General features: G+C 59.9%; 25 protein-coding genes. 19 read left to right on the top strand and 6 right to left on the bottom strand.

Going from position 1 to position 25,091, the window contains the following annotated elements:
* The first annotated feature begins 79 nt into the window (after positions 1-79).
* The 7 genes from LOY28_RS28255 (at position 80) to LOY28_RS28225 (ending at position 5,715) form a co-directional block, all read left to right on the top strand.
* The gene (locus tag LOY28_RS28255; protein WP_018928623.1) at positions 80-718 is read left to right on the top strand and encodes a peroxiredoxin; all 639 of its coding nucleotides are present in this window, start codon (positions 80-82) and stop codon (positions 716-718) included.
* 317 nt (positions 719-1,035) lie between these two features.
* On the top strand, positions 1,036-1,629 hold the full coding sequence (gene ssuE / locus LOY28_RS28250) for an NADPH-dependent FMN reductase (RefSeq protein ID WP_258612818.1): 594 nt from the start codon (positions 1,036-1,038) through the stop codon (positions 1,627-1,629).
* Positions 1,630-1,730: 101 nt separating this feature from the next.
* The gene (locus tag LOY28_RS28245; protein WP_258612817.1) at positions 1,731-2,696 is read left to right on the top strand and encodes a sulfonate ABC transporter substrate-binding protein; all 966 of its coding nucleotides are present in this window, start codon (positions 1,731-1,733) and stop codon (positions 2,694-2,696) included.
* 25 nt (positions 2,697-2,721) lie between these two features.
* Positions 2,722-3,870 carry an FMNH2-dependent alkanesulfonate monooxygenase gene (ssuD, locus tag LOY28_RS28240; protein ID WP_018928626.1) on the top strand — a complete coding sequence of 383 codons (1,149 nt, stop codon included), beginning with the start codon at positions 2,722-2,724 and terminating at the stop codon, positions 3,868-3,870.
* Between the two features lie 9 nt (positions 3,871-3,879).
* On the top strand, positions 3,880-4,662 hold the full coding sequence (gene ssuC, locus LOY28_RS28235) for an aliphatic sulfonate ABC transporter permease SsuC (protein ID WP_258612816.1): 783 nt from the start codon (positions 3,880-3,882) through the stop codon (positions 4,660-4,662).
* Positions 4,659-5,465, top strand: a complete 807-nt coding sequence (gene ssuB, locus LOY28_RS28230) for an aliphatic sulfonates ABC transporter ATP-binding protein (RefSeq protein WP_258612815.1) — start codon at positions 4,659-4,661, stop codon at positions 5,463-5,465. Before ssuC ends, ssuB begins: the two co-directional genes overlap by 4 nt.
* Before the next feature lie 34 nt (positions 5,466-5,499).
* Positions 5,500-5,715 (top strand): molybdopterin-binding protein, encoded by a 216-nt coding sequence (locus tag LOY28_RS28225; RefSeq protein WP_003229256.1) that lies wholly within the window; start codon positions 5,500-5,502, stop codon positions 5,713-5,715.
* A 95-nt stretch (positions 5,716-5,810) separates the two neighbouring features.
* On the opposite strand, the gene LOY28_RS28220 is transcribed toward LOY28_RS28225, so the two are convergent.
* Together LOY28_RS28220 and LOY28_RS28215 are read right to left on the bottom strand one after the other, a co-directional pair.
* Entirely contained in the window at positions 5,811-6,446 is a 636-nt protein-coding gene (locus LOY28_RS28220) for a TetR/AcrR family transcriptional regulator (RefSeq protein WP_064621024.1), read from the bottom strand.
* A 205-nt stretch (positions 6,447-6,651) separates the two neighbouring features.
* The gene (locus LOY28_RS28215; protein WP_018928630.1) at positions 6,652-8,028 is read right to left on the bottom strand and encodes a glutamine synthetase family protein; all 1,377 of its coding nucleotides are present in this window, start codon (positions 8,026-8,028) and stop codon (positions 6,652-6,654) included.
* Positions 8,029-8,306: 278 nt separating this feature from the next.
* On the opposite strand from LOY28_RS28215, the gene LOY28_RS28210 reads away from it, so the two are divergent.
* The 8 genes from LOY28_RS28210 to LOY28_RS28175 all read left to right on the top strand — a co-directional run bounded on the left by LOY28_RS28210 (position 8,307) and on the right by LOY28_RS28175 (position 17,538).
* Positions 8,307-9,083, top strand: a complete 777-nt coding sequence (locus tag LOY28_RS28210) for a gamma-glutamyl-gamma-aminobutyrate hydrolase family protein (protein ID WP_064621023.1) — start codon at positions 8,307-8,309, stop codon at positions 9,081-9,083.
* A gap of 38 nt (positions 9,084-9,121) precedes the next feature.
* Positions 9,122-10,480 carry a glutamine synthetase family protein gene (locus LOY28_RS28205; protein ID WP_018928632.1) on the top strand — a complete coding sequence of 453 codons (1,359 nt, stop codon included), beginning with the start codon at positions 9,122-9,124 and terminating at the stop codon, positions 10,478-10,480.
* Positions 10,481-10,552: 72 nt separating this feature from the next.
* On the top strand, positions 10,553-11,917 hold the full coding sequence (locus tag LOY28_RS28200) for an aspartate aminotransferase family protein (RefSeq protein ID WP_018928633.1): 1,365 nt from the start codon (positions 10,553-10,555) through the stop codon (positions 11,915-11,917).
* Positions 11,918-12,099: 182 nt separating this feature from the next.
* Complete coding sequence (locus tag LOY28_RS28195) at positions 12,100-13,194, top strand: polyamine ABC transporter substrate-binding protein (RefSeq protein WP_018928634.1); 1,095 nt, start codon at positions 12,100-12,102, stop codon at positions 13,192-13,194.
* Positions 13,195-13,432: 238 nt separating this feature from the next.
* Positions 13,433-14,530: a polyamine ABC transporter substrate-binding protein gene (locus LOY28_RS28190; RefSeq protein ID WP_309475733.1), complete on the top strand. Its 1,098-nt coding sequence runs from the start codon at positions 13,433-13,435 to the stop codon at positions 14,528-14,530.
* A gap of 61 nt (positions 14,531-14,591) precedes the next feature.
* Positions 14,592-15,734 (top strand): ABC transporter ATP-binding protein, encoded by a 1,143-nt coding sequence (locus LOY28_RS28185; RefSeq protein ID WP_018928636.1) that lies wholly within the window; start codon positions 14,592-14,594, stop codon positions 15,732-15,734.
* The gene (locus tag LOY28_RS28180; protein WP_018928637.1) at positions 15,731-16,651 is read left to right on the top strand and encodes an ABC transporter permease subunit; all 921 of its coding nucleotides are present in this window, start codon (positions 15,731-15,733) and stop codon (positions 16,649-16,651) included. Before LOY28_RS28185 ends, LOY28_RS28180 begins: the two co-directional genes overlap by 4 nt.
* Positions 16,648-17,538 carry an ABC transporter permease subunit gene (locus LOY28_RS28175; RefSeq protein ID WP_018928638.1) on the top strand — a complete coding sequence of 297 codons (891 nt, stop codon included), beginning with the start codon at positions 16,648-16,650 and terminating at the stop codon, positions 17,536-17,538. Before LOY28_RS28180 ends, LOY28_RS28175 begins: the two co-directional genes overlap by 4 nt.
* A 142-nt stretch (positions 17,539-17,680) precedes the next feature.
* Here LOY28_RS28175 and LOY28_RS28170 read toward each other — a convergent pair whose 3' ends face one another.
* Entirely contained in the window at positions 17,681-20,083 is a 2,403-nt protein-coding gene (locus LOY28_RS28170) for a penicillin acylase family protein (RefSeq protein WP_258612814.1), read from the bottom strand.
* A 103-nt stretch (positions 20,084-20,186) separates the two neighbouring features.
* A complete protein-coding gene (locus tag LOY28_RS28165; protein WP_064621018.1) occupies positions 20,187-20,765 on the bottom strand; it encodes a DUF6436 domain-containing protein in 579 nt (192 codons plus the stop codon).
* 97 nt (positions 20,766-20,862) lie between these two features.
* Here LOY28_RS28165 and LOY28_RS28160 point away from each other — a divergent pair, with 97 nt between their 5' ends.
* Positions 20,863-21,810: an alpha/beta hydrolase gene (locus LOY28_RS28160; RefSeq protein ID WP_018928641.1), complete on the top strand. Its 948-nt coding sequence runs from the start codon at positions 20,863-20,865 to the stop codon at positions 21,808-21,810.
* 42 nt (positions 21,811-21,852) lie between these two features.
* On the opposite strand, the gene LOY28_RS28155 is transcribed toward LOY28_RS28160, so the two are convergent.
* Positions 21,853-22,605, bottom strand: coding sequence for a DUF2059 domain-containing protein (locus LOY28_RS28155; RefSeq protein WP_018928642.1), 753 nt, complete (start codon positions 22,603-22,605; stop codon positions 21,853-21,855).
* Between the two features lie 133 nt (positions 22,606-22,738).
* On the opposite strand from LOY28_RS28155, the gene LOY28_RS28150 reads away from it, so the two are divergent.
* Both LOY28_RS28150 and LOY28_RS28145 read left to right on the top strand, forming a co-directional pair.
* Complete coding sequence (locus LOY28_RS28150; RefSeq protein WP_018928643.1) at positions 22,739-23,371, top strand: 2OG-Fe(II) oxygenase; 633 nt, start codon at positions 22,739-22,741, stop codon at positions 23,369-23,371.
* Positions 23,372-23,373: 2 nt separating this feature from the next.
* Positions 23,374-23,859 (top strand): DUF523 domain-containing protein, encoded by a 486-nt coding sequence (locus LOY28_RS28145; RefSeq protein ID WP_258612813.1) that lies wholly within the window; start codon positions 23,374-23,376, stop codon positions 23,857-23,859.
* Between the two features lie 29 nt (positions 23,860-23,888).
* On the opposite strand, the gene LOY28_RS28140 is transcribed toward LOY28_RS28145, so the two are convergent.
* Positions 23,889-24,476 carry a transporter substrate-binding domain-containing protein gene (locus LOY28_RS28140; protein ID WP_258612812.1) on the bottom strand — a complete coding sequence of 196 codons (588 nt, stop codon included), beginning with the start codon at positions 24,474-24,476 and terminating at the stop codon, positions 23,889-23,891.
* Positions 24,477-24,612: 136 nt separating this feature from the next.
* Between LOY28_RS28140 and LOY28_RS28135 the strand changes: the two genes are divergently transcribed.
* A complete protein-coding gene (locus LOY28_RS28135; protein WP_086944382.1) occupies positions 24,613-25,038 on the top strand; it encodes a DUF4399 domain-containing protein in 426 nt (141 codons plus the stop codon).
* Positions 25,039-25,091 lie beyond the last annotated feature (53 nt).

Here is a 25,091-nt window from a genome sequence, read left to right as displayed (position 1 = left end):
AAATTGATATTTATTCTTTTTAATTAAATAGGAACGCAGGCACAGTTGAGCTCAACAAGCACTCACCAGGAGCAGCACCATGAGTCTCAGACTTGGCGATATCGCCCCCGATTTCGAACAGGATTCCAGCGCCGGCACCCTCCGTTTCCACGAATGGCTGGGCGATAGCTGGGGTGTGCTGTTTTCCCATCCGGCAGACTTTACGCCGGTGTGCACCACCGAGCTGGGCTTCACTGCCAGGCTCAAGGATGAATTCGCCCAGCGCGGTGTCAAAGCCATTGCTCTGTCCGTGGACCCGGTGGATTCGCATCACAAGTGGATCGAGGACATCAACGAAACCCAGAACGCCATCGTCAACTTCCCGATCCTCGCCGATGCGGACCGTAAAGTGTCCGACCTGTATGACCTGATCCACCCGAATGCCAACGACACCTTGACCGTGCGCTCGTTGTTCGTGATCGATCCGAACAAGAAGATTCGGCTGACCATCACTTACCCGGCGAGTACCGGCCGTAACTTCAATGAGATTCTGCGGGTAATCGATTCGCTGCAGCTCACCGACAACTACAAGGTGGCCACCCCGGCCAATTGGCAGGACGGTGATGAGGTGGTGATCGTGCCGTCGCTCAAGGACGAAGATGAAATCCAGCGACGTTTTCCCAAGGGTTATCGCGCGGTGAAACCGTACCTGCGCCTGACGCCGCAGCCGAATCGCTGAACCCTTGTAGGAGCGAGGCTTGCCCGCGAAGCGAACGCCTCGGTCTTTCTAGCGTCAGGGATGACGCCTTCGCGGGCAAGTCGGATCGCCGCACCGCTCGCTCCTACAAGGGCTGTGTAGATTTACAAAGCAGGGGATTTTCAGGCCGTTTCGACGGCCTGTTTTTTTGTCCGGAAAAAGACAAACAGCATATTCACTTAAGCTATAACCAAATGAATAAATATGATTTATAGATATATAAATCACCTGTTAAGGTCATTCCATCGACGCGAGATCGCAAGCTGCGAATCGCCAACACCGCTCAAGGAATTGTCTGAATGCTGGTCGTCTCACTCGGTGGCAGCCCCAGCCTACGCTCCCGTTCCGGGGTGTTGCTGGAGCGCTCCAAACGCTGGTTGCAAGAGCAAGGTGTGGAAGTGGTGAGTTATCAGGTACGGGACTTCCCGGCTGAAGATTTACTGCATGCCCGCTTCGACAGCCCGAAGGTGATCGATCTGTTGCAACAGATTGATAACGCCGACGGCCTGCTCATCGCCACACCGGTTTACAAAGCCTCGTTCTCCGGCGCGTTGAAAACCGTACTGGATTTGCTGCCCGAACGCGCCCTGGCCCACAAAGTGGTTCTGCCAATGGCGACCGGTGGCAGCATCGCCCACATGCTGGCGGTGGATTACGCGCTCAAGCCAGTGCTGTCGGCGTTGAAGGCCCAGGAAATGCTCCACGGGATTTTCGCCGTAGACAGTCAGATCGCTTATGGCGAAGGCAGCGCCCAGGCGCAGTTGGCTCCCGAGCTTGCACAACGACTGAATGAATCGCTGGAGCTGTTCTACAGCGCCATGGCTCGCCGGCCCAAGCCGCTCGATCCAAACCTGTTGAACGAACGTTTGTTGAGTGCTCGCTGGAGCATTTAAGCCAGCCCTCAAGCAACATCTGAATTTGAAGTACTCACCTTACTGGCCCGCTAACGGGCAAGCAGGTGCAGCCAAAACCCAACTGCAAAAAGGAGAGCGCCATGCGCCCTGTCATTTTGCGTCGTGGTCTGGTCGCTCTGTTTGCTGCGGCTGTGTCCTTCGGCGTCATTACTCAAGCCCAAGCCGAGACTTTGCGAATCGGCTATCAGAAATACGGCACCCTGGTGCTGCTCAAAGCCAAAGGCACTCTGGAAAAACGCCTCGCCGCCCAAGGCGTGGACGTGCAATGGACGGAATTCCCCGGCGGCCCGCAACTGCTTGAAGGCCTGAACGTCGGCTCCATCGACTTCGGCGTCACCGGCGAAACGCCTCCGGTTTTCGCTCAGGCCGCGGGCGCCGATCTGCTCTACGTCGCTTATGAACCGCCAGCGCCCCACAGCGAAGCGATCCTGGTGCCGAAGGGCTCGCCGATCAAATCGGTGCAGGAACTCAAGGGCAAGAAAGTCGTGCTCAACAAAGGCTCGAACGTGCACTACCTGCTGGTGCGTGCGCTGGAAGACGCCGGCCTCAAATACACCGATATCCAGACCGTGTTCCTGCCGCCCGCCGATGCCCGCGCCGCATTCGAGCGCGGCAGCGTCGATGCCTGGGTGATCTGGGACCCGTACCAGGCTGCCGCCGAACAGCAACTGCAAGCGCGCACCTTGCGCGATGGCAAAGGCATCGTCGACAACCACCAGTTCTACCTGGCGACCAAGCCTTACGCGCAAAAAAATCCTGACGTGATCAAGGCCCTGGTGGAAGAGGTGCGTGCGGTCGGCGAATGGTCCAGGGTCAATCCCGAGGACGTCACCAAACAGGTTTCGCCACTGCTCGGCCTGCCAGCGGACATCACCCTGACTTCGGTGAAGCGCCAGGGCTACGGTGCGCTGTTCCTGACCCCTGAGGTGGTCGCCGCCCAACAGAAAATCGCCGACAGCTTCTACCAGCTCAAGCTGATTCCCAAGCCCTTGAGTATCAAGGACGTGATCTGGACGCCACCGGCAGCCGTCGCCAAAGCGCCGTAATCCGATTCCCCAAGGAGACCACTCCATGAGCCTCAATATCTTCTGGTTCCTGCCTACCCACGGCGACGGCCATTACCTTGGTACCGCCGAAGGCGCTCGCGCCGTCGACCACGGTTACTTGCAACAAGTCGCGCAAGCGGCGGATCGTCTGGGTTTCGGCGGGGTGCTGATTCCCACCGGTCGCTCCTGCGAAGATTCGTGGCTGGTGGCTGCCTCGCTGATCCCGGTGACCCAGCGTTTGAAATTCCTCGTCGCCCTGCGCCCCGGGATCATTTCCCCGACGGTGGCGGCGCGTCAGGCCGCGACCCTGGATCGTCTGTCCGGCGGCCGTGCGCTGTTCAACCTGGTCACCGGTGGCGATCCGGAAGAACTGGCCGGCGACGGTCTGTTCCTCAGTCACGAAGAGCGCTATCAGGCCTCGGTGGAATTCACCCGCATCTGGCGCCGGGTACTGGAAGGCGAAACCGTCGATTACGACGGTCAGCACATCAGCGTGAAGGGCGCCAAGTTGCTCTATCCGCCGATCCAGCAACCGCGTCCGCCGCTGTATTTCGGCGGCTCGTCGGAAGCGGCGCAGGATCTGGCGGCGGAGCAGGTCGAAATGGTCCTGACCTGGGGTGAGCCACCGGCCGCCGTTGCCGAGAAAATCGCACAGGTTCGCGCCAAAGCCGCGAAGCTCGGGCGCACCGTGCGTTTCGGTATTCGCCTGCATGTGATCGTTCGCGAAACCAACGCCGAGGCGTGGCAAGCGGCGGATCGACTGATCTCTCATCTGGACGATGACACCATTGCCCGCGCCCAGGCTTCTCTGGCGCGTTTCGATTCGGTCGGCCAGCAACGCATGGCCGCTTTGCATGGCGGCAGTCGCGACAACCTGGAAGTCAGTCCCAACCTCTGGGCCGGTGTCGGTCTGGTGCGCGGCGGGGCCGGTACGGCGCTGGTCGGCGATGGTCCGACCGTGGCCGCTCGGGTGAAGGAATACGCCGATCTGGGCATCGATACGTTCATCTTCTCCGGTTATCCACACCTGGAAGAATCCTATCGGGTGGCCGAGTTGCTGTTCCCGCACCTGGACATCGAGCGCCCGGAACTGCCGAAAAGCGCCGGTTACGTCAGCCCGTTCGGCGAGATGGTGGCCAACGACATTCTTCCCAAAGCCGCGTCCCAGAGCTGAGGCGTGGCCATGAAGAAAACTATCCACAACCTCGCGCCCTGGGTGTTGCCGATCCTGTTGCTGGCGGTATGGCAGTTGTCGGTGTCGGCGGGCTGGTTGTCGACGCGGATTCTGCCGGCGCCCATCGCGGTGATTGAAGCCGGTGTGAGCCTGTTCCGCAGCGGTGAAATCTGGACTCACTTGGCTATCAGCGGCTGGCGCGCGGCACTCGGGTTCGCCATTGGCGGCGGCATTGGCCTGGCGCTGGGCTTTATCACCGGCCTGTCGAAGTGGGGCGAGCGCCTGCTCGACAGTTCGGTGCAGATGATCCGCAACATACCGCACCTGGCGCTGATCCCGCTGGTGATCCTGTGGTTCGGCATCGATGAGTCGGCGAAGATTTTCCTGGTGGCGTTGGGCACGTTGTTCCCGATCTACCTCAACACGTACCACGGCATCCGCAACGTCGATCCGGCGCTGGTGGAAATGTCCCGCAGTTATGGCCTGTCCGGTTTCAGCCTGTTCCGTCAGGTGATCCTGCCGGGTGCGCTGCCTTCGATTCTGGTCGGCGTGCGTTTTGCCCTGGGCTTCATGTGGCTGACCCTGATCGTCGCCGAAACCATCTCCGCCAACGCCGGCATCGGCTACCTGGCAATGAATGCCCGGGAATTCTTGCAGACCGACGTAGTGGTGCTGGCGATTCTTTTGTATGCCGTGCTCGGCAAACTCGCTGATCTCGCGGCCCGTGGACTTGAACGCGTGTGGCTGCGCTGGCATCCGGCCTATCAGGTTGCCAAGGGAGGTGCCGCATGACGGCTCAACAACCTCCACGCCTGCTGCGCGGAATCCCGCTGGCAGTGCGCGAGCTGCAAAAGACCTTCGGTTCGCGGCAAGTGCTGCGTGAAATCGACCTGCACATTCCTGCCGGGCAGTTTGTGGCGGTGGTCGGGCGCAGCGGTTGCGGCAAAAGCACCTTGCTGCGCTTGCTCGCCGGTCTCGACAAACCTACGGCTGGCGAGTTGTTTGCTGGCTCCGCGCCGCTGAGTGATGCCCGGGAAGACACCCGGCTGATGTTTCAGGAAGCGCGGTTGCTGCCGTGGAAAAAGGTCATCGACAACGTCGGTCTAGGGCTCAAGGGCAACTGGCGGCCGCAAGCGCTGGAAGCGTTGGAGTCGGTCGGCCTGGCGGACCGCGCCCACGAATGGCCGGCGGCGCTGTCCGGTGGCCAGAAGCAACGCGTAGCCCTGGCCCGCGCGCTGATCCATCAACCGCGCCTGCTGTTGCTCGACGAACCGCTGGGGGCACTGGATGCCCTGACCCGTATTGAAATGCAGCAACTGATTGAACGGCTCTGGCAGAAGCACGGTTTCACCGTGTTGCTGGTGACCCACGACGTCAGTGAGGCGGTGGCGATTGCCGATCGGGTGATTCTGATTGAAGAGGGCGAAGTCGGCCTCGACCTGGCAGTGGAGTTGCCGCGCCCTCGGGTTCGCGGCTCCCATCGGCTGGCGGCGCTGGAAACCGAAGTGCTCAACCGCGTGCTGTCGGTACCCGGCCAACCGCCGGAACCGGAACCTGTTTCACCATTGCCCACGCAATTGCGCTGGGCTCAATAACGTAAAAACTCATCCAACGACAGGAATCAACATCATGACTATCAAAGCCATCAACGTTCGTAACCAGTTCAAAGGCTCGATCAAGGAAATCGTGCTCGGCGACGTCCTCTCGGAAATCGACGTGCAGACTGCCTCCGGCATCGTCACTTCGGTGATTACCACTCGTTCGGTGAAAGAGCTGGAACTGGTGGTCGGCAGCGAAGTGATCGCGTTTGTGAAATCCACCGAGGTGTCGATCGCCAAGTTGTAAGTGCGTGCGCCAACAACAACCCCGGAGGGTGTGAGCCCTTCGGGGTTTTTTATGCGTGCAGTGGTAGTGGTGGTGTATTCGAAGGCTGCGATCTTTTAAAGCGCTACGCGCTTGGGCAGGTACGGCGGCAAATACAGCCCGAGGTAGGCATCAAACACCCGCATCCCTTCTTCAGCCATGCGCGGCGTGATCTGCCCATGTTGCTGCACCGAGCGCGCATACACTCGATCTCCCAGCTCCATGGCCAGGGCAAACACATCGACATCTGTCGGCAGCTTTGGCAGCTCGAAGTGATGGTCGAACAGTTTGTGCATCAGGTCACCGAGTTCGATGTCGTGCTGGCGGTCAGCCTGGGTGACTTCGGTCAGGCCGTGCTGGGCGAGGATGAGTTGGCGGGCAGCGGCGTCTTCGTCGTAGATGTCGAGCATGCGTTGCTCCACCAGTCGCGACAGATCGCGCCAGCCGTTGAGGGCGTGGTGGTCGATGGGCGCTTGCAGGCAAGCACGGAACGCGGCGTGGACGTCGGCGGTCAGGGCTTCGAGCAGGGCCGGGACGCTGGCGAAAAAGTGGTAGACGGAGGAGGGCGGGATCTCTGCGCGTTCAGCGACGCTGTAGATCGACAGGCTGGCCACGCCCTCGGCGGCCAGCAGCGTGCGGGCGGCATCGAGTATCGAATCGATCCGGGCCTGGCTGCGTGCGCGGGGTTTGCGTGGGGTGGCGAGTCGGGTCATTGAAGTCTCCTGCAGGGCAGCGGGCATTGTACGAGCAGGTTTCTTTGTTGTCTGCCAGGACGCTTTCGCGGGCAAGCCTCGCTCCTACAGGGGCGCCGATCGACATGGGCTTGTAGGAGCGAGGCTTGCCCGCGAACCGCCGCAGGCGGCCATAAAAAAACGCCGCAGGCGGTAAGGCCGGCGGCGTTGTATTTACAGCAACCGTTTACACGGTATGCAGGTACCAGTTGTATTCGAGGTCGGAGATGGAGTGTTCGAACTCCTCCAGCTCGCTCTCTTTACAGGCGACGAAGATATCGATGTATTTCGGATCGATGTACTTGGCCATGACTTCGCTGTCGTCCAGCTCGCGCAGTGCATCGCGCAGGTTGTTCGGCAGGCTTTGCTCGTTCTGCTCGTAGCTGTTGCCTTCCACGGGCGCGCCCGGCTCGATCTTGTTGACCAGGCCGTGGTGCACGCCGGCCAGGACCGAGGCCATCAGCAGGTACGGGTTGGCATCGGCGCCAGCCACACGGTGTTCAATGCGCACGGCATCGGAGGAGCCGGTTGGTACGCGAATCGCCACGGTGCGGTTGTCCAGGCCCCAGCACGGCGAGTTCGGCACGTAGAACTGCGCGCCGAAACGACGGTAGGAGTTGACGTTCGGGCAGAGGAAAGCCATCTGCGCCGGCAGGGTCTCGAGCACACCGCCGATCGCGTGACGCAGTGCGGCGTTCTGCTCGGGATCCTCGCTGGCAAAAATGTTTTTGCCATCTTTATCAAGAATCGAGATGTGGACGTGCAGACCATTACCCGCCTGGCCTGGATAAGGCTTGGCCATGAAGGTGGTGTCCATCTCATGGTCGTAGGCGATGTTTTTGATCAGACGCTTGAGCAGCACCGCGTAGTCGCAGGCCTTTATAGGGTCGGCCACGTGGTGCAGGTTCACTTCGAACTGCGCCGGGGCACTTTCCTTGACGATCGCGTCGGCAGGAATGCCTTGCTCTTTCGCACCTTCCAGAATGTCCTGGAGGCAGTCGACATATTCGTCGAGGTCGTCGATCAGGTAGACCTGGGTCGAGTGCGGGCGTTTGCCGGAGATCGGCGAGCGCGGCGGTTGCGGGCGACCGTTCACGTTTTCCTGGTCGATCAGGTAGAACTCCAGTTCGAACGCGGCGCAGATGGTCAGGCCCATCTCATCGAACTTGGTCACCACTTGACGCAGGACTTCGCGCGGGTCGGCGAAGAAAGGTTCACCTTCGAGTTCGTGCATGGTCATCAGCAGTTGCGCAGTCGGGCGCTTCTGCCAGGGCTCATTGCACAGGGTGTCGGGGATTGGATAGCAGATTCGGTCAGCATCGCCGATGTCCAGGCCCAGGCCGGTGCTTTCCACCGTCGAGCCATTGATATCCAGAGCAAATAGAGAGGCCGGCAGGTTGATGCCTTTCTCGTAAACCTTGTGGAGGCTGGTGCGTTCGATGCGCTTGCCGCGCACCACACCATTCATATCCGCAATCAGAAGGTCAACGTACAGAACCTCAGGATGTTCCTTAAGGAACGCGTTCGCTTCGTTAAGCTGAACGGCACGCGGGGGTACCGACATGATGCAACACCTTTGTTGTTAAAAATATCAATCATTGATCTTTTCAGATTCCAGTCAACCCGAACGGCATGCCGAAGTCAAGCGAGGCCTTTTTTGCCCTAAAAAAGCGCTCACAAGGCTTTTTTGAGGCACTTTGGGGCGTATTTTTGTCTTCTGACGTCTTGGCGCCCGCGGGCTTGAGCGGGCCGTGTTGTATTTTTTACGGGGGTGTTGTGTAAAAAAATGAACAAGGCTAAGCTCGATTTAAACCCATAACAGCAATAATACCGGGGTGCTTCATGTCTCGCCTGCCGTTAATCGGCGTCACCGCCTGCTCAAAGCAGATCGGTCTGCATGCTTATCACATCAGTGGCGACAAATACGTACGCGCCGTGGCTTCAGCTGCCAAAGGCCTGCCGTTGATTCTTCCATCCCTGGCAGATCGACTGGCGCCGTCCGATATTCTGGACGCTCTGGACGGCATTCTTTTTACAGGCTCTCCTTCTAATATAGAACCGTTTCACTACAACGGCCCGGCCAGCGCGCCGGGTACTGCTCATGATTCTGCACGCGATGCCACCACTCTCCCGCTGATCCGCGCCGCCGTCGAGGCTGGCGTTCCCGTGCTCGGTATCTGCCGCGGCTTCCAGGAAATGAATGTGGCGTTCGGTGGCAGCCTGCATCAGAAGGTCCACGAGGCCGGTCCCTTCATGGACCACCGTGAAGACGACAGCCTGCCGCTCGAAGGGCAGTACGCCCCCAGTCACCCGGTACACGTCCAGCCGGGTGGTGTACTTGCGGGGCTGGGCCTGGCGAGCGACATTCAAGTCAACTCGATTCATGGTCAGGGCGTCGAGCGGCTGGCGCCGGGCCTTCGTGTGGAAGCTGTGGCGCCCGATGGGCTGATCGAAGCGGTCTCTGTGATCGAAGGCAAGGCTTTTGCTTTAGGCGTGCAATGGCATCCCGAATGGCAGGTAAGCTTGAATCCTGACTACCTTGCGATTTTCCAGGCATTTGGCGATGCCTGCCGCAAGCGCGCATTACAACGCGACGCCGATGCGTCAAACAACGCCTGACTTATAAAAGTCAGGAAACTCAAGCCTAAGAGGCATTTATGAGTAACAACCTCGACCAGCTCACCGATTGGTTGAAAGACCACAAGATCACAGAAGTCGAATGCATGATTGGCGACCTGACCGGCATCACCCGGGGCAAGATCTCGCCGACCAACAAGTTCATCGCCGAAAAAGGCATGCGCCTGCCCGAAAGCGTTCTGTTGCAGACCGTGACCGGCGACTATGTCGAAGACGACATCTATTACGAACTGCTCGACCCGGCCGACATCGACATGGTCTGCCGCCCCGACCAGAACGCCGTGTTCCTGGTGCCCTGGGCCATCGAGCCCACCGCCATCGTGATCCACGACACCTATGACAAGCAGGGCAATCCGATCGAGCTGTCGCCGCGCAACGTGCTCAAGAAGGTACTGAAGCTCTACGCCGACCACGGCTGGCAGCCGATCGTGGCGCCGGAAATGGAGTTCTACCTCACCAAGCGCAGCGATGACCCGGACTACCCGTTGCAACCGCCGATTGGCCGTTCCGGTCGTCCGGAAACCGGTCGCCAGTCGTTCTCCATTGAAGCGGCGAACGAATTCGACCCGTTGTTCGAAGACGTCTACGACTGGTGCGAATTGCAGGAGCTGGACCTCGACACGTTGATCCACGAGGACGGCACTGCGCAGATGGAAATCAACTTCCGTCACGGCGATGCCTTGTCCCTGGCCGACCAGATTCTGGTGTTCAAACGCACCATGCGAGAAGCCGCACTCAAGCACAACGTGGCGGCGACCTTCATGGCCAAGCCCATGACTGGCGAGCCGGGCAGTGCCATGCATTTGCACCAGAGCATCATCGACATCGAGACCGGCAAAAACGTCTTCTCCAATGAAGACGGGACCATGAGCCAGCTGTTCCTCCATCACATCGGCGGTTTGCAGAAATTCATCCCTGAGTTGCTGCCGCTGTTCGCGCCCAACGTCAATTCGTTCCGCCGCTTCCTGCCGGATACCTCGGCACCGGTGAACGTGGAGTGGGGCGAAGAGAACCGCACCGTGGGCCTGCGGGTGCCGGATGCCGGGCCGCAGAACCGTCGGGTGGAAAACCGTCTGCCGGGTGCCGACGCCAACCCTTACCTGGCCATCGCCGCCAGCCTGTTGTGCGGCCTGATCGGGATGCTCGAAGGGCATAACCCGAGTGCCCCGGTGGTGGGGCGTGGTTACGAGCGGCGCAATCTGCGCCTGCCGTTAACCATCGAAGACGCGCTGGATCGTATGGAAAACAGCAAGACCATCGAAAAGTATCTGGGCAAGAAATTCATCACAGGCTACGTCGCGGTCAAGCGGGCCGAGCATGAAAACTTCAAGCGCGTGATCAGTTCGTGGGAGCGGGAGTTCCTGCTCTTCGCCGTCTGATGCGCCGGGCGCGACAAGGGGCGTGATTGCCCTCTGACGTCGCGCCGTCACTGCAATCCAAGGAGAATTCGCATGACCAGCAACAACCCGCAAACCCGTGCATGGCAAACCCTGAGCAATGATCACCACCTGGCCCCGTTCAGCGACTTCAAGCAGCTGAAAGAGAAAGGCCCGCGGATCATCACCAATGCCAAGGGTGTTTACCTCTGGGACAGCGAAGGCAACAAGATCCTCGACGGCATGGCCGGTCTGTGGTGCGTCGCGATCGGCTATGGTCGCGATGAACTGGCCGATGCCGCCGCCAAGCAAATGCGCGAACTGCCTTATTACAACCTGTTCTTCCAGACCGCTCACCCGCCGGTGCTGGAGCTGGCCAAGGTCATCGCTGAAATCGCGCCTGAAGGCATGAATCATGTGTTCTTCACCGGTTCCGGTTCCGAAGGCAACGACACCATGCTGCGGATGGTTCGCCACTACTGGGCGATCAAGGGCCAGCCGAAGAAGAAAGTCATCATCAGTCGCAAGAACGGCTATCACGGCTCCACCGTGGCCGGCGCGAGCCTGGGTGGCATGACGTACATGCACGAACAGGGCGATTTGCCGATCCCGGGCATCGTCCACATCGCCCAACCGTATTGGTTCGGTGAAGGCGGTGACATGACGCCACAAGAGTTCGGTATCTGGGCGGCCAATCAGCTGGAAGAGAAGATTCTGGAAATCGGCGTCGACAACGTCGGTGCCTTTATTGCCGAGCCGATCCAGGGCGCCGGCGGCGTGATCATTCCGCCAGACAGCTACTGGCCGCGCATCAAGGAAATCCTCGCCAAGTACGACATCCTGTTCGTGGCCGACGAGGTGATCTGCGGTTTCGGTCGTACCGGTGAGTGGTTCGGTACCGATTTCTACGACCTCAAGCCCCACATGATGACCATCGCCAAAGGTCTGACGTCCGGCTACATCCCGATGGGTGGCCTGATCGTGCATGACGATGTGGTCGAGGTGCTCAACGAAGGTGGTGATTTCAACCACGGTTTCACCTATTCCGGGCACCCGGTGGCCGCGGCGGTGGCGCTGGAAAACATCCGCATCCTGCGCGATGAGAAAATTGTCGAGCATGTGCGGGCAGAAACGGCACCTTATTTGCAAAAGCGTCTACGGGAACTGAACGATCACCCGTTGGTGGGGGAAGTGCGTGGGGTCGGTCTGTTGGGGGCTATCGAGCTGGTTCAGGACAAGGCCACTCGCAAGCGTTACGAAGGCAAGGGCGTCGGCATGATCTGCCGGCAGTTCTGCTTCGACAACGGCCTGATCATGCGTGCGGTCGGCGACACCATGATCATTGCACCGCCACTGGTGATTACACCGGCTGAAATCGACGAGTTGGTGACCAAGGCGCGCAAGTGCCTGGACCTGACCCTGAGTGCGTTGCAGGGCTAAGTGCTAGGCTCTGAGCGAGGTGCAATGTCTGCACTTCGCTCAGTGCAAACAAAGGATGGGGCTTTCCTTGAAAGCCTGCCTTGGATCTTGCCAGACTAACGGTTGTTCGGATGCCCTGTAACAGGCTGCTGAGCACGTGGTTAAAAAGAAAAACTGGAGCATTACCCATGAAGGCATTAGGTATGAAGATAACTGGCAAGACCCTCCTCGCCATGTCCCTGATGGGCGTGATGGCGGGCGCCGTTCAGGCCGACGATAAAGTGCTGCACGTGTACAACTGGTCCGATTACATCGCACCGGACACCATCGCGAACTTCGAAAAAGAGTCCGGGATCAAGGTGGTGTACGACGTATTCGACAGCAACGAAACCCTGGAAGCCAAGTTGCTGGCAGGCAAGTCCGGTTACGACGTTGTCGTACCGTCGAACAACTTCCTCGCCAAGCAAATCAAGGCCGGTGTTTACCGGGAGCTGGACAAGTCCAAGCTGTCCAACTACGGCAACCTGAACAAATCACTGCTTAAAGCGGTTTCCGTCAGTGACCCGGACAACAAACATGCCTTCCCTTACATGTGGGGCTCGATCGGGATCGGTTACAACCCTGAGAAAGTCAAGGCAGCACTGGGCGTCGACACGATCGATTCCTGGGACACCCTGCTCAAGCCTGAAAACATTGCCAAGCTCAAGGGCTGCGGTGTGAGCTTCCTGGATTCGCCTACCGAAATGCTGCCGGTCGCCCTGCATTACCTGGGTCTGCCAACCGACAGCCAGAAGAAAGAAGACATCAAGAAAGCCGAGGAGCTGTTCCTCAAGATTCGTCCTTCGATCACCTACTTCCACTCCTCGAAGTACATCTCGGACCTGGCCAACGGCAACATCTGCGTAGCCGTCGGCTATTCGGGTGACGTCCAGCAAGCCAAGTCCCGTGCTGCCGAAGCCGGTGACAAGGTGAAAGTCAGCTACGCCATTCCAAAAGAAGGCGCTGGCAGCTTCTACGACATGGTCGCAATCCCCAAGGATGCGGAAAACGTCGAGGGGGCCTACAAGTTCATGAACTACCTGCTGCAACCGAAAGTAATGGCTGACATCACCAACGCTGTGCGTTTCCCTAACGGTAATGCTGAAGCCACCCAGTATGTGAGCAAGGACATCACTTCGGATCCGGGCATCTATCCGACTCCTGAAGTACAGGCCAAGCTGTATGCGATCGCTGATTTGCCAGCCGCAACCCAGCGCGAACTGACCCGCAGCTGGACCAAGATCAAATCCGGTAAATAAGTAATAAACCCTGTAGCAGCTGCCGAAGGCTGCGTTGAGGTCCGAAGGACCTCCGCTTTTCGACAGCACAACTGCTTCGCAGTTGAATGCAGCTTGCGGCCGCTGCTACAGGATCTTCATAAAGTTTGCTGGAACGGTTTTTCGAGGGTAAGTTGCGCGCCGGTTTTGTTGTCAGGCAGCCATGGCTGTCATGTAGCGCGGGGCAACTTGGGCCCAACTAATTTTAGAGGACCTCCACTTGCCTGTTTTTTCTTTGTTGCGCAATGCCCTGCTGGTCGGCGCCGGGCTGACGCTTGCCGTCAGTGCCCAGGCCACCGGCACGGTGCATATTTATAACTGGTCGGACTACATCGGTGAGACCACCCTGGCCGACTTTCAGAAAGACGCCGGTATCAAGCCGATTTACGACGTATTCGATTCCAACGAAACCCTGGAAGGCAAATTGCTGGCCGGGCGTACCGGTTACGACGTGGTCGTGCCGTCCAACCATTTCCTTGGCAAGCAGATCAAGGCCGGCGCTTTCCAGAAGCTCGACAAGTCTAAGCTAGGCAACTATTCCAACCTCGACCCGGTGTTGCTCAAGCGCCTGGAGCAGAACGATCCGGGTAACCAATATGCCGTGCCATATCTGTGGGGCACCAACGGCATCGGTTACAACGTCGACAAGATCAAGGCTGTGCTGGGGCTCGACAAGATCGACTCCTGGGATGTGGTGTTCGAGCCGCAAAACATCAAGAAGCTGCACAGCTGCGGCGTCGCGTTCCTCGACTCCGCCGATGAAATGATGCCCACGGTCCTCAACTACATGGGCCTGAACGCCAACAGCACCAACCCCGAAGACTACAAAAAGGCCGAGGCTAAATTGCTGGCGGTGCGACCTTATGTGACGTACTTCCACTCATCCAAATACATCGCGGACCTGGCCAACGGCGATATCTGCGTTGCGATCGGTTTTTCCGGCGACATTTTCCAGGCCAAGGCACGCGCGGCTGAAGCCGGTAAAGGCATGAACATCGCCTACTCGATTCCAAAAGAGGGTGGCGCACTCTGGTTCGACATGCTGGCGATCCCCAAGGACGCGGCCAACGTCAAGGAAGCCCACGCCTTCATCAACTATTTGCTCAAGCCTGAAGTGATTGCCAAGGTCAGCGATACCGTCGGCTATGCCAACCCAAACCCCGGGTCGGACAAATTGATGGAGCAGTCCATACGTACCGACGCATCGGTTTATCCACCACAGGCGGTCCTCGACAAGACGTATGTGTCCATCGAGTTGCCACCGAACATACAACGTTTGATGACGCGCAGCTGGACCAAGGTCAAGTCGGGCAAATAGCGTCAAACTATCCAGGTTCGCCACATTGAGCGAACTGCAAATTCTGTTGGGAGTTTCGTAAATGGCAGTTGCCTCCGGCGCCTATAAGAAAGCCCTCGAGGGCGACCAATCACCTAAACAGGTGTTGGTCAAAATCGACCGGGTCACCAAAAAGTTCGACGAGACGATTGCCGTGGACGACGTGTCCCTGGAAATCAAGAAAGGCGAAATCTTCGCCTTGCTCGGCGGCTCGGGTTCGGGCAAATCCACCTTGCTGCGGATGCTGGCAGGTTTCGAACGGCCCACGGAGGGGCGCATTTTCCTCGATGGTGTAGACATCACTGACATGCCGCCGTACGAGCGGCCGATCAACATGATGTTCCAGTCCTACGCCTTGTTCCCGCACATGACCGTGGCGCAGAACATCGCTTTCGGCCTCAAGCAGGACAAGATCCCGACGGCCGAGGTCGATGCCCGCGTGGCCGAGATGCTCAAGCTGGTGCAGATGAGCGAGTACGCCAAGCGCAAACCGCATCAGCTGTCCGGTGGTCAGCGTCAGCGCGTGGCCCTGGCGCGTTCGTTGGCCAAGCGGCCGAAGCTGTTGTTGCTCGACGAACCGATGGGCGCGCTGGACAAGAAGCTGCGTTCGCAAATGCAGCTGGAACTGGTCGAGATCATCGAGCGCGTCGGCGTAACCTGCGTCATGGTGACCCACGACCAGGAAGAGGCCATGACCATGGCCGAGCGCATCGCGATCATGCACCTGGGCTGGATCGCCCAGATCGGCAGCCCGATCGACATCTACGAAACCCCGACCAGCCGCCTGGTCTGCGAATTCATCGGCAACGTCAACATCTTCGAAGGTGAAGTGGTGGACGACGCCGAGGGCCATGCACTGATCACCTGCAAGGATCTGGACCGCAACATTTACGTGGGTCACGGCATCAGCACCTCGGTGCAGGACAAGTCCGTTACTTACGCAATCCGTCCGGAAAAACTGCTGGTGACGGCCGAAATGCCGACCTGCGAACACAACTGGTCCAGCGGCAAGGTGCACGACATCGCCTACCTCGGCGGCCATTCGGTGTTCTACGTCGAACTGCCGAGCGGCAAGCTGGTGCAGTCCTTCGTCGCCAACGCCGAGCGCCGTGGCCAGCGCCCGACCTGGGGTGACCAGGTTTACGTGTGGTGGGAAGACGACAGCGGCGTGGTACTTCGCTCATGAACATGCGCAAACTCAAACGCCGGCTCAATCGAATACTTCCCGGTGGCCGTCAGCTGGTCATCGGGGTTCCGTTCATCTGGCTGTTCATGTTCTTCATGCTGCCGTTCTTCATCGTCCTGAAGATCAGCTTCGCTGAAGCCGACGTGGCCATTCCGCCGTACACCGAGATCTACACCTTCGTTGACCAGAAACTGCAGGTGCTGCTCAACCTGGCCAACTACGCGATGCTGGGCGATGACGAGTTGTACATCGCCGCTTACCTAGGCTCGCTGAAGATGGCGCTGTTCAGCACCATCCTCTGCCTGCTGATCGGCTACCCGATGGCCTATGGCATTGCCACCGCCCGCAAAGAGCTGCAAACGGTGCTGGTGCTGCTGATCATGATGCCGACCTGGACCGCGATCCTGATCCGCGTGTATGCGTGGATGGGCATCCTCAGCAACAACGGGCTGCTCAATGGTTTTCTGATGAGCATGGGCTGGATCGACGAGCCGTTGCAGATCCTCAATACCAACCTGGCGGTTTATATCGGGGTTGTTTACTCCTATCTGCCGTTCATGATCCTGCCGCTCTACGCCAACCTGGTGAAACACGATCACAGCCTGCTGGAAGCCGCATCGGACCTCGGTTCGAGCAACTTCAACAGCTTCTGGAAGATCACCGTGCCGCTGTCGAAAAACGGCATTATCGCCGGCTGCATGCTGGTGTTCATCCCGGTGGTGGGGGAGTTCGTGATCCCGGAACTGCTCGGCGGTCCGGAAACCCTGATGATCGGTAAAGTGCTCTGGCAAGAGTTCTTCAACAACCGCGACTGGCCGGTGGCGTCTGCCCTGGCGGTGGTGATGCTGGCAATCCTGATTGTGCCGATCATCCTGTTCAACCGCAGTCAGGCCAAGGAAATGGAGGGTAAAGAATGAAGCGCTTCCGTTTCTCGAACCTGATGCTGGTGCTGGGTCTGCTGTTCATCTACGCGCCAATGCTGATCCTGGTGATCTACTCGTTCAACGCCTCGAAACTGGTAACGGTGTGGGGCGGCTGGTCGGTGAAGTGGTACGTCGGCCTGCTCGACAACACGCAACTGATGGGCTCAGTGGTGCGCTCGCTGGAAATCGCTTGCTACACGGCGATAGCGGCGGTGGCATTGGGGACGCTGGCGGCGTTCGTGCTGACCCGCATCACCCGCTTCAAGGGCCGCACACTGTTTGGCGGCCTGGTCACCGCACCGCTGGTGATGCCGGAAGTGATCACTGGTCTGTCGCTGTTGCTGCTGTTCGTGGCCATGGCGCAGATGATCGGCTGGCCGCAGGAGCGCGGCATCGTCACCATCTGGATCGCTCACACCACATTCTGTGCAGCCTATGTGGCGGTGGTGGTGTCGGCGCGCTTGCGTGAATTGGATTTGTCCATCGAAGAAGCCGCCATGGACCTCGGTGCGCGGCCATGGAAAGTGTTCTTCCTGATCACCATCCCGATGATCGCGCCGTCACTGGCGGCCGGCGGCATGATGTCGTTTGCCTTGTCGCTGGATGATTTGGTGTTGGCGAGCTTTGTGTCCGGGCCAGGCTCCACGACCCTGCCGATGGAAGTGTTCTCGGCGGTGCGTCTGGGCGTGAAGCCTGAGATCAACGCCGTGGCCAGCCTGATTCTGCTGGCGGTGTCGCTGGTGACCTTCCTGGTCTGGTTCTTCAGCCGTCGCGCCGAAGAAAGCCGCAAACGTGCGATCCAGCAAGCCATCGAGGAAGCCGCTGCCGACTCCTGGAAACAACCGGACGTACGTCGGGCGCAGGCACCGGAAGCGGCTTAAAACTGCTGCCGATCAAAAGATCGCAACCTGCGGCAGCTCCTACAGTGGAATGTGAATCCCGTAAGAGTTGCCGCAGGCTGCGATCTTTTGACTTTATGGCCCAGAGTTTTGCGGCGAAGGCGTCAGCCCGGCCAGAAAAAATCTACCGCGCCGGCAACAGCTTCAAGGTGCTGCGGGTATTGGCCATCACTTCTTCCTCATTGAAATTCGCCTGGTAATAAACCCCTTCGATATACGCCTCGGCCTGGTCGGCATAATGGCTGTCGAACGGCACGCCGCTCTGGCCCACCGGGTTGATGGTCAGGCTGTGGGCCGGGTCGGCGAAGTCGATCAGCCGCCGGGTCGACGGGCCGTAGGTCACGGGCCACGGCGCCGGGCCGATCTTGGCCGAGAGGTTGTTCGGTACTTCGTGGGTGCCGGGGGCCGCGAATGGGCCAACGTTGAAAATCTGGTCCAGGGGCTTTTGCATCCCCAGCGGATGGCCGTGGGTCAGGGTGTGCGCCTTGCCCCACTGCCATTGCGCGGAATCGGCGCCAAGGGTGGCTTTGAGATGAGCCATGCTCGCTTGCCAGGCCACCTTGACCGTATCGGCGCGGGTTTCCTTGCCGGGGGTGTTGCGGTTGTCCCACCACGGCGAGTCGGCGGAGGCCGCCAGGCGCGGTAGCGCGGCATCGATCACCCGGGTCGGGAGCAGCGTTTCGAAGAAGTCATTGCCCAGTTCATCGCGCAGCGCCGCGTCGGCGAGGTTGAACAGGAACTGGTTGAACAGGGTGGCGCTGATGGAGTCCAGCGGGTAATCGCCGCTCCACTGCGCCAGTTGCTCCACCAGTTTGAGTTCGGCCGGGTCGCTCACCACTTCACGCAGTACCGGCAGCAAAGGCGCCAGCAAGCGCGGCCCGTAGGCGGTGGTCGTACCCAGTTGCAGCTTCTGGTTGGCCGCGTTGTCCCACTTCACGTTCTTGTCGCTGAGCTGGCGATTGAGCTGCTGCCCGCGATCGGCGAGGTTGTAGTACCCGGGAATTTCCATGCCGGTCGGCGACACCGGTTGGAAGTTGGCCGAGACGATGTAGCCCCGCGCCGGGTTCTCTTCCTGCGGGTTGGCACTGAACGGGTAAAAACCTTCCTTGTCCGCCTGAGGGGTGCTGCCGTCGAGGATGAAACCGGGCTTCATCCCGGCCGGACGCTTGGGCAGCAACGCCGAGGCCCACCAGCCGATGTCGCCCTTGGCGTTGGCGTAGACGATGTTCAACCCTGGAGCCTGAACCTTGGCGGCCGCGGCGCGGGCCTTGGCCAGGGTGTCGGCGCGATTGAGCTGGTAGAAGCCGTCAAGGATCGGATTCGGGGTTTCGAGGAACGCCCACCACATGGCAACCGGCGTCTTGCCGGCGGCAGTGCCAAGCGCATCGTTGACGATCGGGCCATGGGGCGACTGGCGCAGCGTCAATGTGACCGGTGACTGGCCTTTCACTGCGATCTGTTGTTCGGTGGTGACCATGTCCACCCACTTGCCGCGATACCAGACCTGGTTCGGGTTGTCCGGGTTGACCTTCTCGGCGATCAGGTCCAGATCGTCGTTCTGGAACATCGTCAGGCTCCAGCCGAAGTCCAGGTTGTGGCCGAGAAATGCAAACGGCACCAGCGCCTGATGGTAGCCATACAGCTCGAAGCCTGGCGCCGACAGGTGCGCCTCGTACCACACTGACGGCACCGAGAAGCGTATGTGCGGGTCACCGGCCAGCAGCGGCTTGCCGCTTTTGCTGCGGTTGCCGGAAATCACCCAGGCGTTGCTGCCTTCGAATTGCGGCAGGCCGTGGTCGGCCAGCGCCTGTTCGCTCAGGCGGGCGAGGGCGTTCAGATCCTTCCAGTCACTGGCGGCGAGCGTCGGCGCAGGGCTGGCGTGACCTTTGACCAGCACGCCCTTGGGCTGCCAGTCGAGGTCGAAGATGTTCAGGTAATCGGCGCCCAGTTGATCACGCACGTAAGTCAGCAAGGGTTCGGTGCGAAACGCCGCGGCAAAGCTGTAGGCCATGTAGCCGGCGATGCTGATGCTGTCTTCGGCGGTGAAAGGGCGCTTGGGGATTCCCAGCACGTCGAACTCTACTGGCGCGGCGTGGCTGTCCTGATATTGATTGATGCCGTCCAGATAGGCTTGCAGGGCCTTCCACGCCGGCGACTCACGATCCAGCGCGGCCACGTAACTGTCAGCACGTTCGCGGATGCGCAGGCTGCGAAACAGTTTGTCGGTGTCGAGCAGTTTCGGGCCGAGGACTTCGGCCAGCTCACCACGGGCCAGGCGCCGCACGGCTTCCATCTGGAATAGTCGGTCCTGGGCCTGCACGTAGCCGAGGGCGCGGTAGAGGTCGGTTTCGTTTTCGGCGCGGATATGCGGCACGCCGCGCTCGTCGTAGCGCACGGTCACTGAGCCTTGCAGATGCTGCAACGCCACCTGGCCCTGGCGCGTCGGTTGTTTGCTGTACACATACCAGCCGCCCCCGGCGGCGAGCGCGACGATCAGCAAGGCAAGTACGGTCAGGACGCGTTTCATGGTGGCTCCTTGTTCTTTCGGGATTGCCGCCCGTGTGGGCTGCAAACGTGTAGCACAGACCTCCTGTGCCGGGCATCGCGGTCCTGGAAAAGTCAGGAATGCCTTACTTCGCCACCGCGGGCCACGGGCAGTAGCAACCCACCGCCATCGTATGGGTGGCGTTCACCGCCCTGCCTGCGTTCAGCGCCTGCAGGATAGGCTCGATAAAACTGTTGCTCGAATTGCAGGTCAGGCCTTCGCTGTACGGGCCGAAATATGCCAGCTTGCCGTCGCGGTCCCATATCGCCACTGCCGGACTGGCGGGAATCTGTTCGGAGCCAGGCAGGGCAGCGAGGGTTTTCAGGCGGCTCAAGGTGCCGGGCAACTGGCCGTGACTGCCGGGCTTTTGTACCGTATAGAACTCGACGCCCTGCGGTACATATTGCTCAACCAGTTCAGTCAGGTGTTGTTGGTTGCCGACATTGCATGGGCAGGCCGGGTCCCAGAAGTGCACCAGGCGAATGGCGCCGGGGCCGGCGAGTTCGTCGGGCAGGCGCAACGGGTCGCCGGAGAACACGGCGGTGTGCGAACTGAAGGCTCGCAGGTAGCGTCCCTGAAACCAGTCGTAAGCGGCCCACAGCACACTGGCACACACAAGGGCGAGCAGGCTGGCAAGCAGTGTGGTGCGATAGGCCGGGCGCATGGGTTTCAATCCTCGAAGGTCGGCTAGCTTGCCATGCTTGCTGCGACAGATGAATATCGCAGGCCGATAAAGTCCGTTTAGCGCTCTGGAATAGCCCATGTCTGCCACTTTCGACCCCGATCATTTGCGTGCCAGCCTGCGGCCGTTGGCCGAGTGGCGGCCGCTGTCGACGGAGGCCATGGCCTATCAGCGTTTTTACGGGCTGGATTTTCCACAGCGGACCCTGCGCCGTGGTTTGGGGCGTTTCGAGATCGATGGTTATGAAGTGGTCAGCCAGCTCTGGTGGCCCGAGCGGGCGAAGGCGACGCTGTTTCTATTTCACGGCTTCTACGATCACACCGGGCTCTACCGGCATGTGATTGAGTGGGCGCTGGACCAAGGGTTTGCGGTAATCGCCTGCGACCTGCCGGGGCATGGCTTGTCCAGTGGCGAACGGGCGAGTATCAAGGACTTCGCCGAGTACCAGAGCGCCCTGCAAGGCCTGCTGGCCGAGGCGCAGTCGTTGGGCCTTCCGCAGCCCTGGCACTTGTGCGGGCAAAGCACCGGCGGGGCGATTGTGATCGACCATGTACTCAATCAAGGTGCGAGCAGCCCGGCCCAGGGGCAAGTGATTCTGCTGTCGCCCTTGGTGCGGCCGCGAGCCTGGGGTTGGTCGCGGCTCAGTTATTACCTGCTCAAGCCGTTTGTCAAAGGCATCGCCCGGCGCTTCAGCGAGAATTCCAACGACCCTGACTTCCTCGCGTTCCTGCAGGCCGATCCGCTGCAACCGCTGCGTCTGCCAACGGCCTGGGTCGGTGCGCTGGGACGGTGGATCAAGCGTATCGAAGCGGCACCGAGCAGCCCGCGGCGGCCGCTGATCGTGCAGGGGCAGGCGGACATGACCGTGGATTGGGAGCACAACCTTGAAGTGCTGCGAGGCAAGTTCGATCGGCCCCAGGTGTTGATGCTGCCTGAGGCGCGGCATCATCTGGCGAATGAGTCGCCGGGGCTGCGGCAGGAGTATTTCGGGTTTTTGACCAAGCGCATGAGTCGGGATCGGCGGTGACATTTCGATAGTCTTCGCGGGCCATTTCACGGACGCCAAAAATTACTGGGTCAGGCTCGACGTACTTTGCCCCACTGCCAACCCCGCCCGAATCGCCGCCAATGCCGCTTGGTAATAAGCCTTGCCTTCAGAGGACTCGGCAAAGGTCGAAAACTCTTCCAGTTCGTCATCCGACAGGTCGCGATAGACATACAGCAGCGTGTTGTTCAGGTCGGCGCCGATCTGCTCCATCAGGCGCTGGCGCTGACCGTTCAACATGCCTTGAGCCTGACCGTTGCCGAGCAAGCCAGGGATCATCGAACTCAGGCTGTCGGCCGCGACGCCTGCGATCGCCAGGCTGACTTCAGCGCCGGCCTCGCGGGCGGGCAGGGCCTGGGCCAGGTGGCCGATGATCAGTTGACGGGTATCGCTGGCCTGCATCTTCGGCAAGCCCTTGGCGTTTTTCGCCAATTGATCGCGACGGGTCGCCAGCAGTTCGGCGGCGACGATTTTCTTGCCCAGGGGCGATTGAAAGAAGGTCAGCGCAGGTTTCGGGTCGGCGAGCTTCTTGCGCAGTTGCGCTTCGGCGCGCTGGTCCATGGCCTTGGGGGCGAACCGCAGATTGCTGTTGTCGACCAGGGCCTGGAACACTGCCGGTGGCAAGCTGTTCTGATAGCGCTGCTGAGCGGCCGAGAGAGCATCGTTGAAATGCGCGCGTTGTTCTGGCCAACCGGCGACCTTGTACAACTGGTCGTGGCCGTCCGCCCAGGCGGGCAAAACGCAGAACATCAACAGTGAGAAAAGCAAGCGACGCATAGGGACTCCTGTCAGCAGGCGACTATTCTCCGTGCGGCATTCGTACTTGTCGAGAATTCGTATCAGGTTGAGTACCTTATCCGACCAATCCTCCGCTGCGTGGCTCTGTCGGATTTGCGGGCACAGGAATACTATGCGCGCCATGCACATACCCTCTGATCATCCACTGCTGTTACGTATCGTCGACGACCTGGCCGAACACGGCTGGTCGCAGCAGAATATTTTCCTGCCCCTGGACCTGACCCGGGCGCTGGCCGCCGAATGTCGTAAACGTGCCGCCGAGGGTGAGCTCGCCCCGGCCGCCGTGGGGCGCGGGGCGTTTTCGGAGATTCGCGAGGGCATTCGCGGCGACCATATCCAGTGGCTCGAACCCGGCCAGGCCGAGTCCTGCGACAGCTACCTGGGGTTGATGGACAGCCTGCGTGAGGCGATGAATCGTGGTTTGTTCCTGGGCCTGGAAGATTTCGAAAGCCATTTCGCCCTGTACCCGCCCGGCGCTTTCTACCTCAAGCATGTCGACCGTTTTCGTGACGACGACCGGCGCATGGTCTCGGCGGTGATCTACCTCAACGACGCCTGGCTGCCCGAGCATGGCGGTCAGTTGCGCATGTACCTGGACGAAGGCGTCGAGCACGATGTGGTGCCCACCGGCGGATGCCTGGTGGTGTTCCTGTCGGGCGACGTGCCCCACGAAGTCCTGCCCGCGACCCGAGAACGCCTGTCGTTGACGGGCTGGTTCCGCCGTCGTGGCAACGAGCCGTTCTAATCATGCAAAAAATTCTGGTAAGCCGCTGTTTGCTCGGTCACCGCGTCCGTTACGACGGCGGGGCCAGCGGGCCGTTCGATCTGTTGGGACAGTGGATTGCCGAGGGCCGGGTGGTGCCGTTGTGTCCGGAAGTCGCTGGCGGGTTGCCGACACCCAGGGCTGCGGCGGAAATTCCCGGCGGGCAGGGCGGTGAAGTGCTTGATGGCCTTGCATCGGTCATCACCACCGAGGGCGAGGACGTCAGTGCCGAGTTTCTATCGGGGGCTTCTCAGGCGCTGGAGCTGGTGCAACAGCACGGCATCCGGATTGCCGTGCTCAAGGCCAACAGCCCGTCTTGCGGGAATCTGCTGACCTATGACGGGACGTTCAGTGGAGTGAAGGTCAGCGGTGAGGGCGTGACCGCCGCGCTGCTCAAGCGCCATGGTGTGCAAGTCTTCAGCGAGCTGGAGTTGCCGCAAGCGGCGCAGGCCCTGGCAACCCTGAAGTAACAGCCCGCAGGGTTACTCATTCGCCCGAATCAAGGTTTCGGCGCCGCACCCGCATCTGCCCCAAACCACTTCTGCTCCAGGGCCTCCAGCCGGCCATCGGCCTTGATCCGCTGCAAGGCGTTTTCCAGGCTGGCATGGAACGCCGGGTTACCCTTCTGAAACGGAATGGCCAGGCTTGCAGCCGGGGCGGCTTTCGGCTTTTCCTCCGTCAGCGACTGCACTATCAGGATTGATCGCGGTTGCACTTCTTTCTGCGCGATCAATTGCGCGTTGGTGTGAATGTAAGGTTCGCTGAAGTCGAAACGATCCTTCAGATCCGGGGTCAGTGCTATGTGATTGATGGCAACGTCGTATTTGCCGCTTTCGACGCCGGTCATCAGATCGTCGGAATCAGTGACGACGAAGTCGGCCCGTACATCCAGCTCATTGGCCAGCAGTTGACCCAGCTCGACCTCGAACCCGGTCAGTTTGCCGTCATCCTTGAAATTGAAGGGCGGTGTATTAGCCTCAAGAGCAATGCGCAATTCGCCGCGGTCGTTTACATCGTCCATCAGTTCGGCATGAGCCAAAGGGCTCAAAAGGGGTAGCAGGCAGATCAGGCCAGGCAAAAAGCGCATGGTCACTCCTTTGAATTCATTTATCGCGACGCGCTGTTCAGGCTCGCTTTGCTATGGTTATTGAGTGCCTTCGACAACGAATGGCCGTTAAGTTGTTCACGGTCGAGCGAATTTTACGGAAAAACTGGAGAAGAGAATGAAAAGCTTTATGTCACGAGCAGCATTGGCTGGTGTGCTGATGGGTGTTTCGGTGCTGGCCGGTGCCGCCACCCCGGCTCCGAAGGGGGCAGAAGTGTTCATCGTATCTCCTGCGGACGGAGCCACGGTCGCGCAAACCTTTACAGTGAATTTCGGCGTCAAGGAAATCGCACTGGCACCAGCGGGCGACACCACCAAAAACACTGGGCACCACCATCTGCTGATCGATGTCGACAAACTACCGGCTGCCGGCGCTCCGATTCCAAACGATGCCAATCACATGCACTTTGGCAAAGCGCAGACTCACGCTGAAATCAAACTGGCACCGGGCAAGCACACCTTGCAGCTCGAACTGGGCGACAGCGGTCACATGCCGTTCGATCCGCCGATCGTGTCGAAGAAAATCACCGTGACGGTGAAGTAACTTTTCCACAACGATGAAAAAGCAGCCGTAAAAAAGGGAGCTCCGAGGAGCTC

It is taken from the genome of Pseudomonas sp. B21-017 (genome assembly GCF_024749245.1).
Lineage (GTDB): Bacteria > Pseudomonadota > Gammaproteobacteria > Pseudomonadales > Pseudomonadaceae > Aquipseudomonas.
Note: the sequence above shows the minus strand (reverse complement) of the source record. Positions and strands in the feature narration are given on the sequence as shown.

What these genes read in the sequence shown, in the direction of transcription:
- LOY28_RS28255 (WP_018928623.1), top strand. Translation starts at nt 80, where the DNA reads ATGAGTCTCAGACTTGGCGATATCGCCCCCGATTTCGAACAGGATTCC.
- ssuE (WP_258612818.1), top strand. Translation starts at nt 1,036, where the DNA reads ATGCTGGTCGTCTCACTCGGTGGCAGCCCCAGCCTACGCTCCCGTTCC.
- LOY28_RS28245 (WP_258612817.1), top strand. Translation starts at nt 1,731, where the DNA reads ATGCGCCCTGTCATTTTGCGTCGTGGTCTGGTCGCTCTGTTTGCTGCG.
- ssuD (WP_018928626.1), top strand. Translation starts at nt 2,722, where the DNA reads ATGAGCCTCAATATCTTCTGGTTCCTGCCTACCCACGGCGACGGCCAT.
- ssuC (WP_258612816.1), top strand. Translation starts at nt 3,880, where the DNA reads ATGAAGAAAACTATCCACAACCTCGCGCCCTGGGTGTTGCCGATCCTG.
- ssuB (WP_258612815.1), top strand. Translation starts at nt 4,659, where the DNA reads ATGACGGCTCAACAACCTCCACGCCTGCTGCGCGGAATCCCGCTGGCA.
- LOY28_RS28225 (WP_003229256.1), top strand. Translation starts at nt 5,500, where the DNA reads ATGACTATCAAAGCCATCAACGTTCGTAACCAGTTCAAAGGCTCGATC.
- LOY28_RS28220 (WP_064621024.1), bottom strand. Translation starts at nt 6,446, where the DNA reads ATGACCCGACTCGCCACCCCACGCAAACCCCGCGCACGCAGCCAGGCC.
- LOY28_RS28215 (WP_018928630.1), bottom strand. Translation starts at nt 8,028, where the DNA reads ATGTCGGTACCCCCGCGTGCCGTTCAGCTTAACGAAGCGAACGCGTTC.
- LOY28_RS28210 (WP_064621023.1), top strand. Translation starts at nt 8,307, where the DNA reads ATGTCTCGCCTGCCGTTAATCGGCGTCACCGCCTGCTCAAAGCAGATC.
- LOY28_RS28205 (WP_018928632.1), top strand. Translation starts at nt 9,122, where the DNA reads ATGAGTAACAACCTCGACCAGCTCACCGATTGGTTGAAAGACCACAAG.
- LOY28_RS28200 (WP_018928633.1), top strand. Translation starts at nt 10,553, where the DNA reads ATGACCAGCAACAACCCGCAAACCCGTGCATGGCAAACCCTGAGCAAT.
- LOY28_RS28195 (WP_018928634.1), top strand. Translation starts at nt 12,100, where the DNA reads ATGAAGATAACTGGCAAGACCCTCCTCGCCATGTCCCTGATGGGCGTG.
- LOY28_RS28185 (WP_018928636.1), top strand. Translation starts at nt 14,592, where the DNA reads ATGGCAGTTGCCTCCGGCGCCTATAAGAAAGCCCTCGAGGGCGACCAA.
- LOY28_RS28180 (WP_018928637.1), top strand. Translation starts at nt 15,731, where the DNA reads ATGAACATGCGCAAACTCAAACGCCGGCTCAATCGAATACTTCCCGGT.
- LOY28_RS28175 (WP_018928638.1), top strand. Translation starts at nt 16,648, where the DNA reads ATGAAGCGCTTCCGTTTCTCGAACCTGATGCTGGTGCTGGGTCTGCTG.
- LOY28_RS28170 (WP_258612814.1), bottom strand. Translation starts at nt 20,083, where the DNA reads ATGAAACGCGTCCTGACCGTACTTGCCTTGCTGATCGTCGCGCTCGCC.
- LOY28_RS28165 (WP_064621018.1), bottom strand. Translation starts at nt 20,765, where the DNA reads ATGCGCCCGGCCTATCGCACCACACTGCTTGCCAGCCTGCTCGCCCTT.
- LOY28_RS28160 (WP_018928641.1), top strand. Translation starts at nt 20,863, where the DNA reads ATGTCTGCCACTTTCGACCCCGATCATTTGCGTGCCAGCCTGCGGCCG.
- LOY28_RS28155 (WP_018928642.1), bottom strand. Translation starts at nt 22,605, where the DNA reads ATGCGTCGCTTGCTTTTCTCACTGTTGATGTTCTGCGTTTTGCCCGCC.
- LOY28_RS28150 (WP_018928643.1), top strand. Translation starts at nt 22,739, where the DNA reads ATGCGCGCCATGCACATACCCTCTGATCATCCACTGCTGTTACGTATC.
- LOY28_RS28145 (WP_258612813.1), top strand. Translation starts at nt 23,374, where the DNA reads ATGCAAAAAATTCTGGTAAGCCGCTGTTTGCTCGGTCACCGCGTCCGT.
- LOY28_RS28140 (WP_258612812.1), bottom strand. Translation starts at nt 24,476, where the DNA reads ATGCGCTTTTTGCCTGGCCTGATCTGCCTGCTACCCCTTTTGAGCCCT.
- LOY28_RS28135 (WP_086944382.1), top strand. Translation starts at nt 24,613, where the DNA reads ATGAAAAGCTTTATGTCACGAGCAGCATTGGCTGGTGTGCTGATGGGT.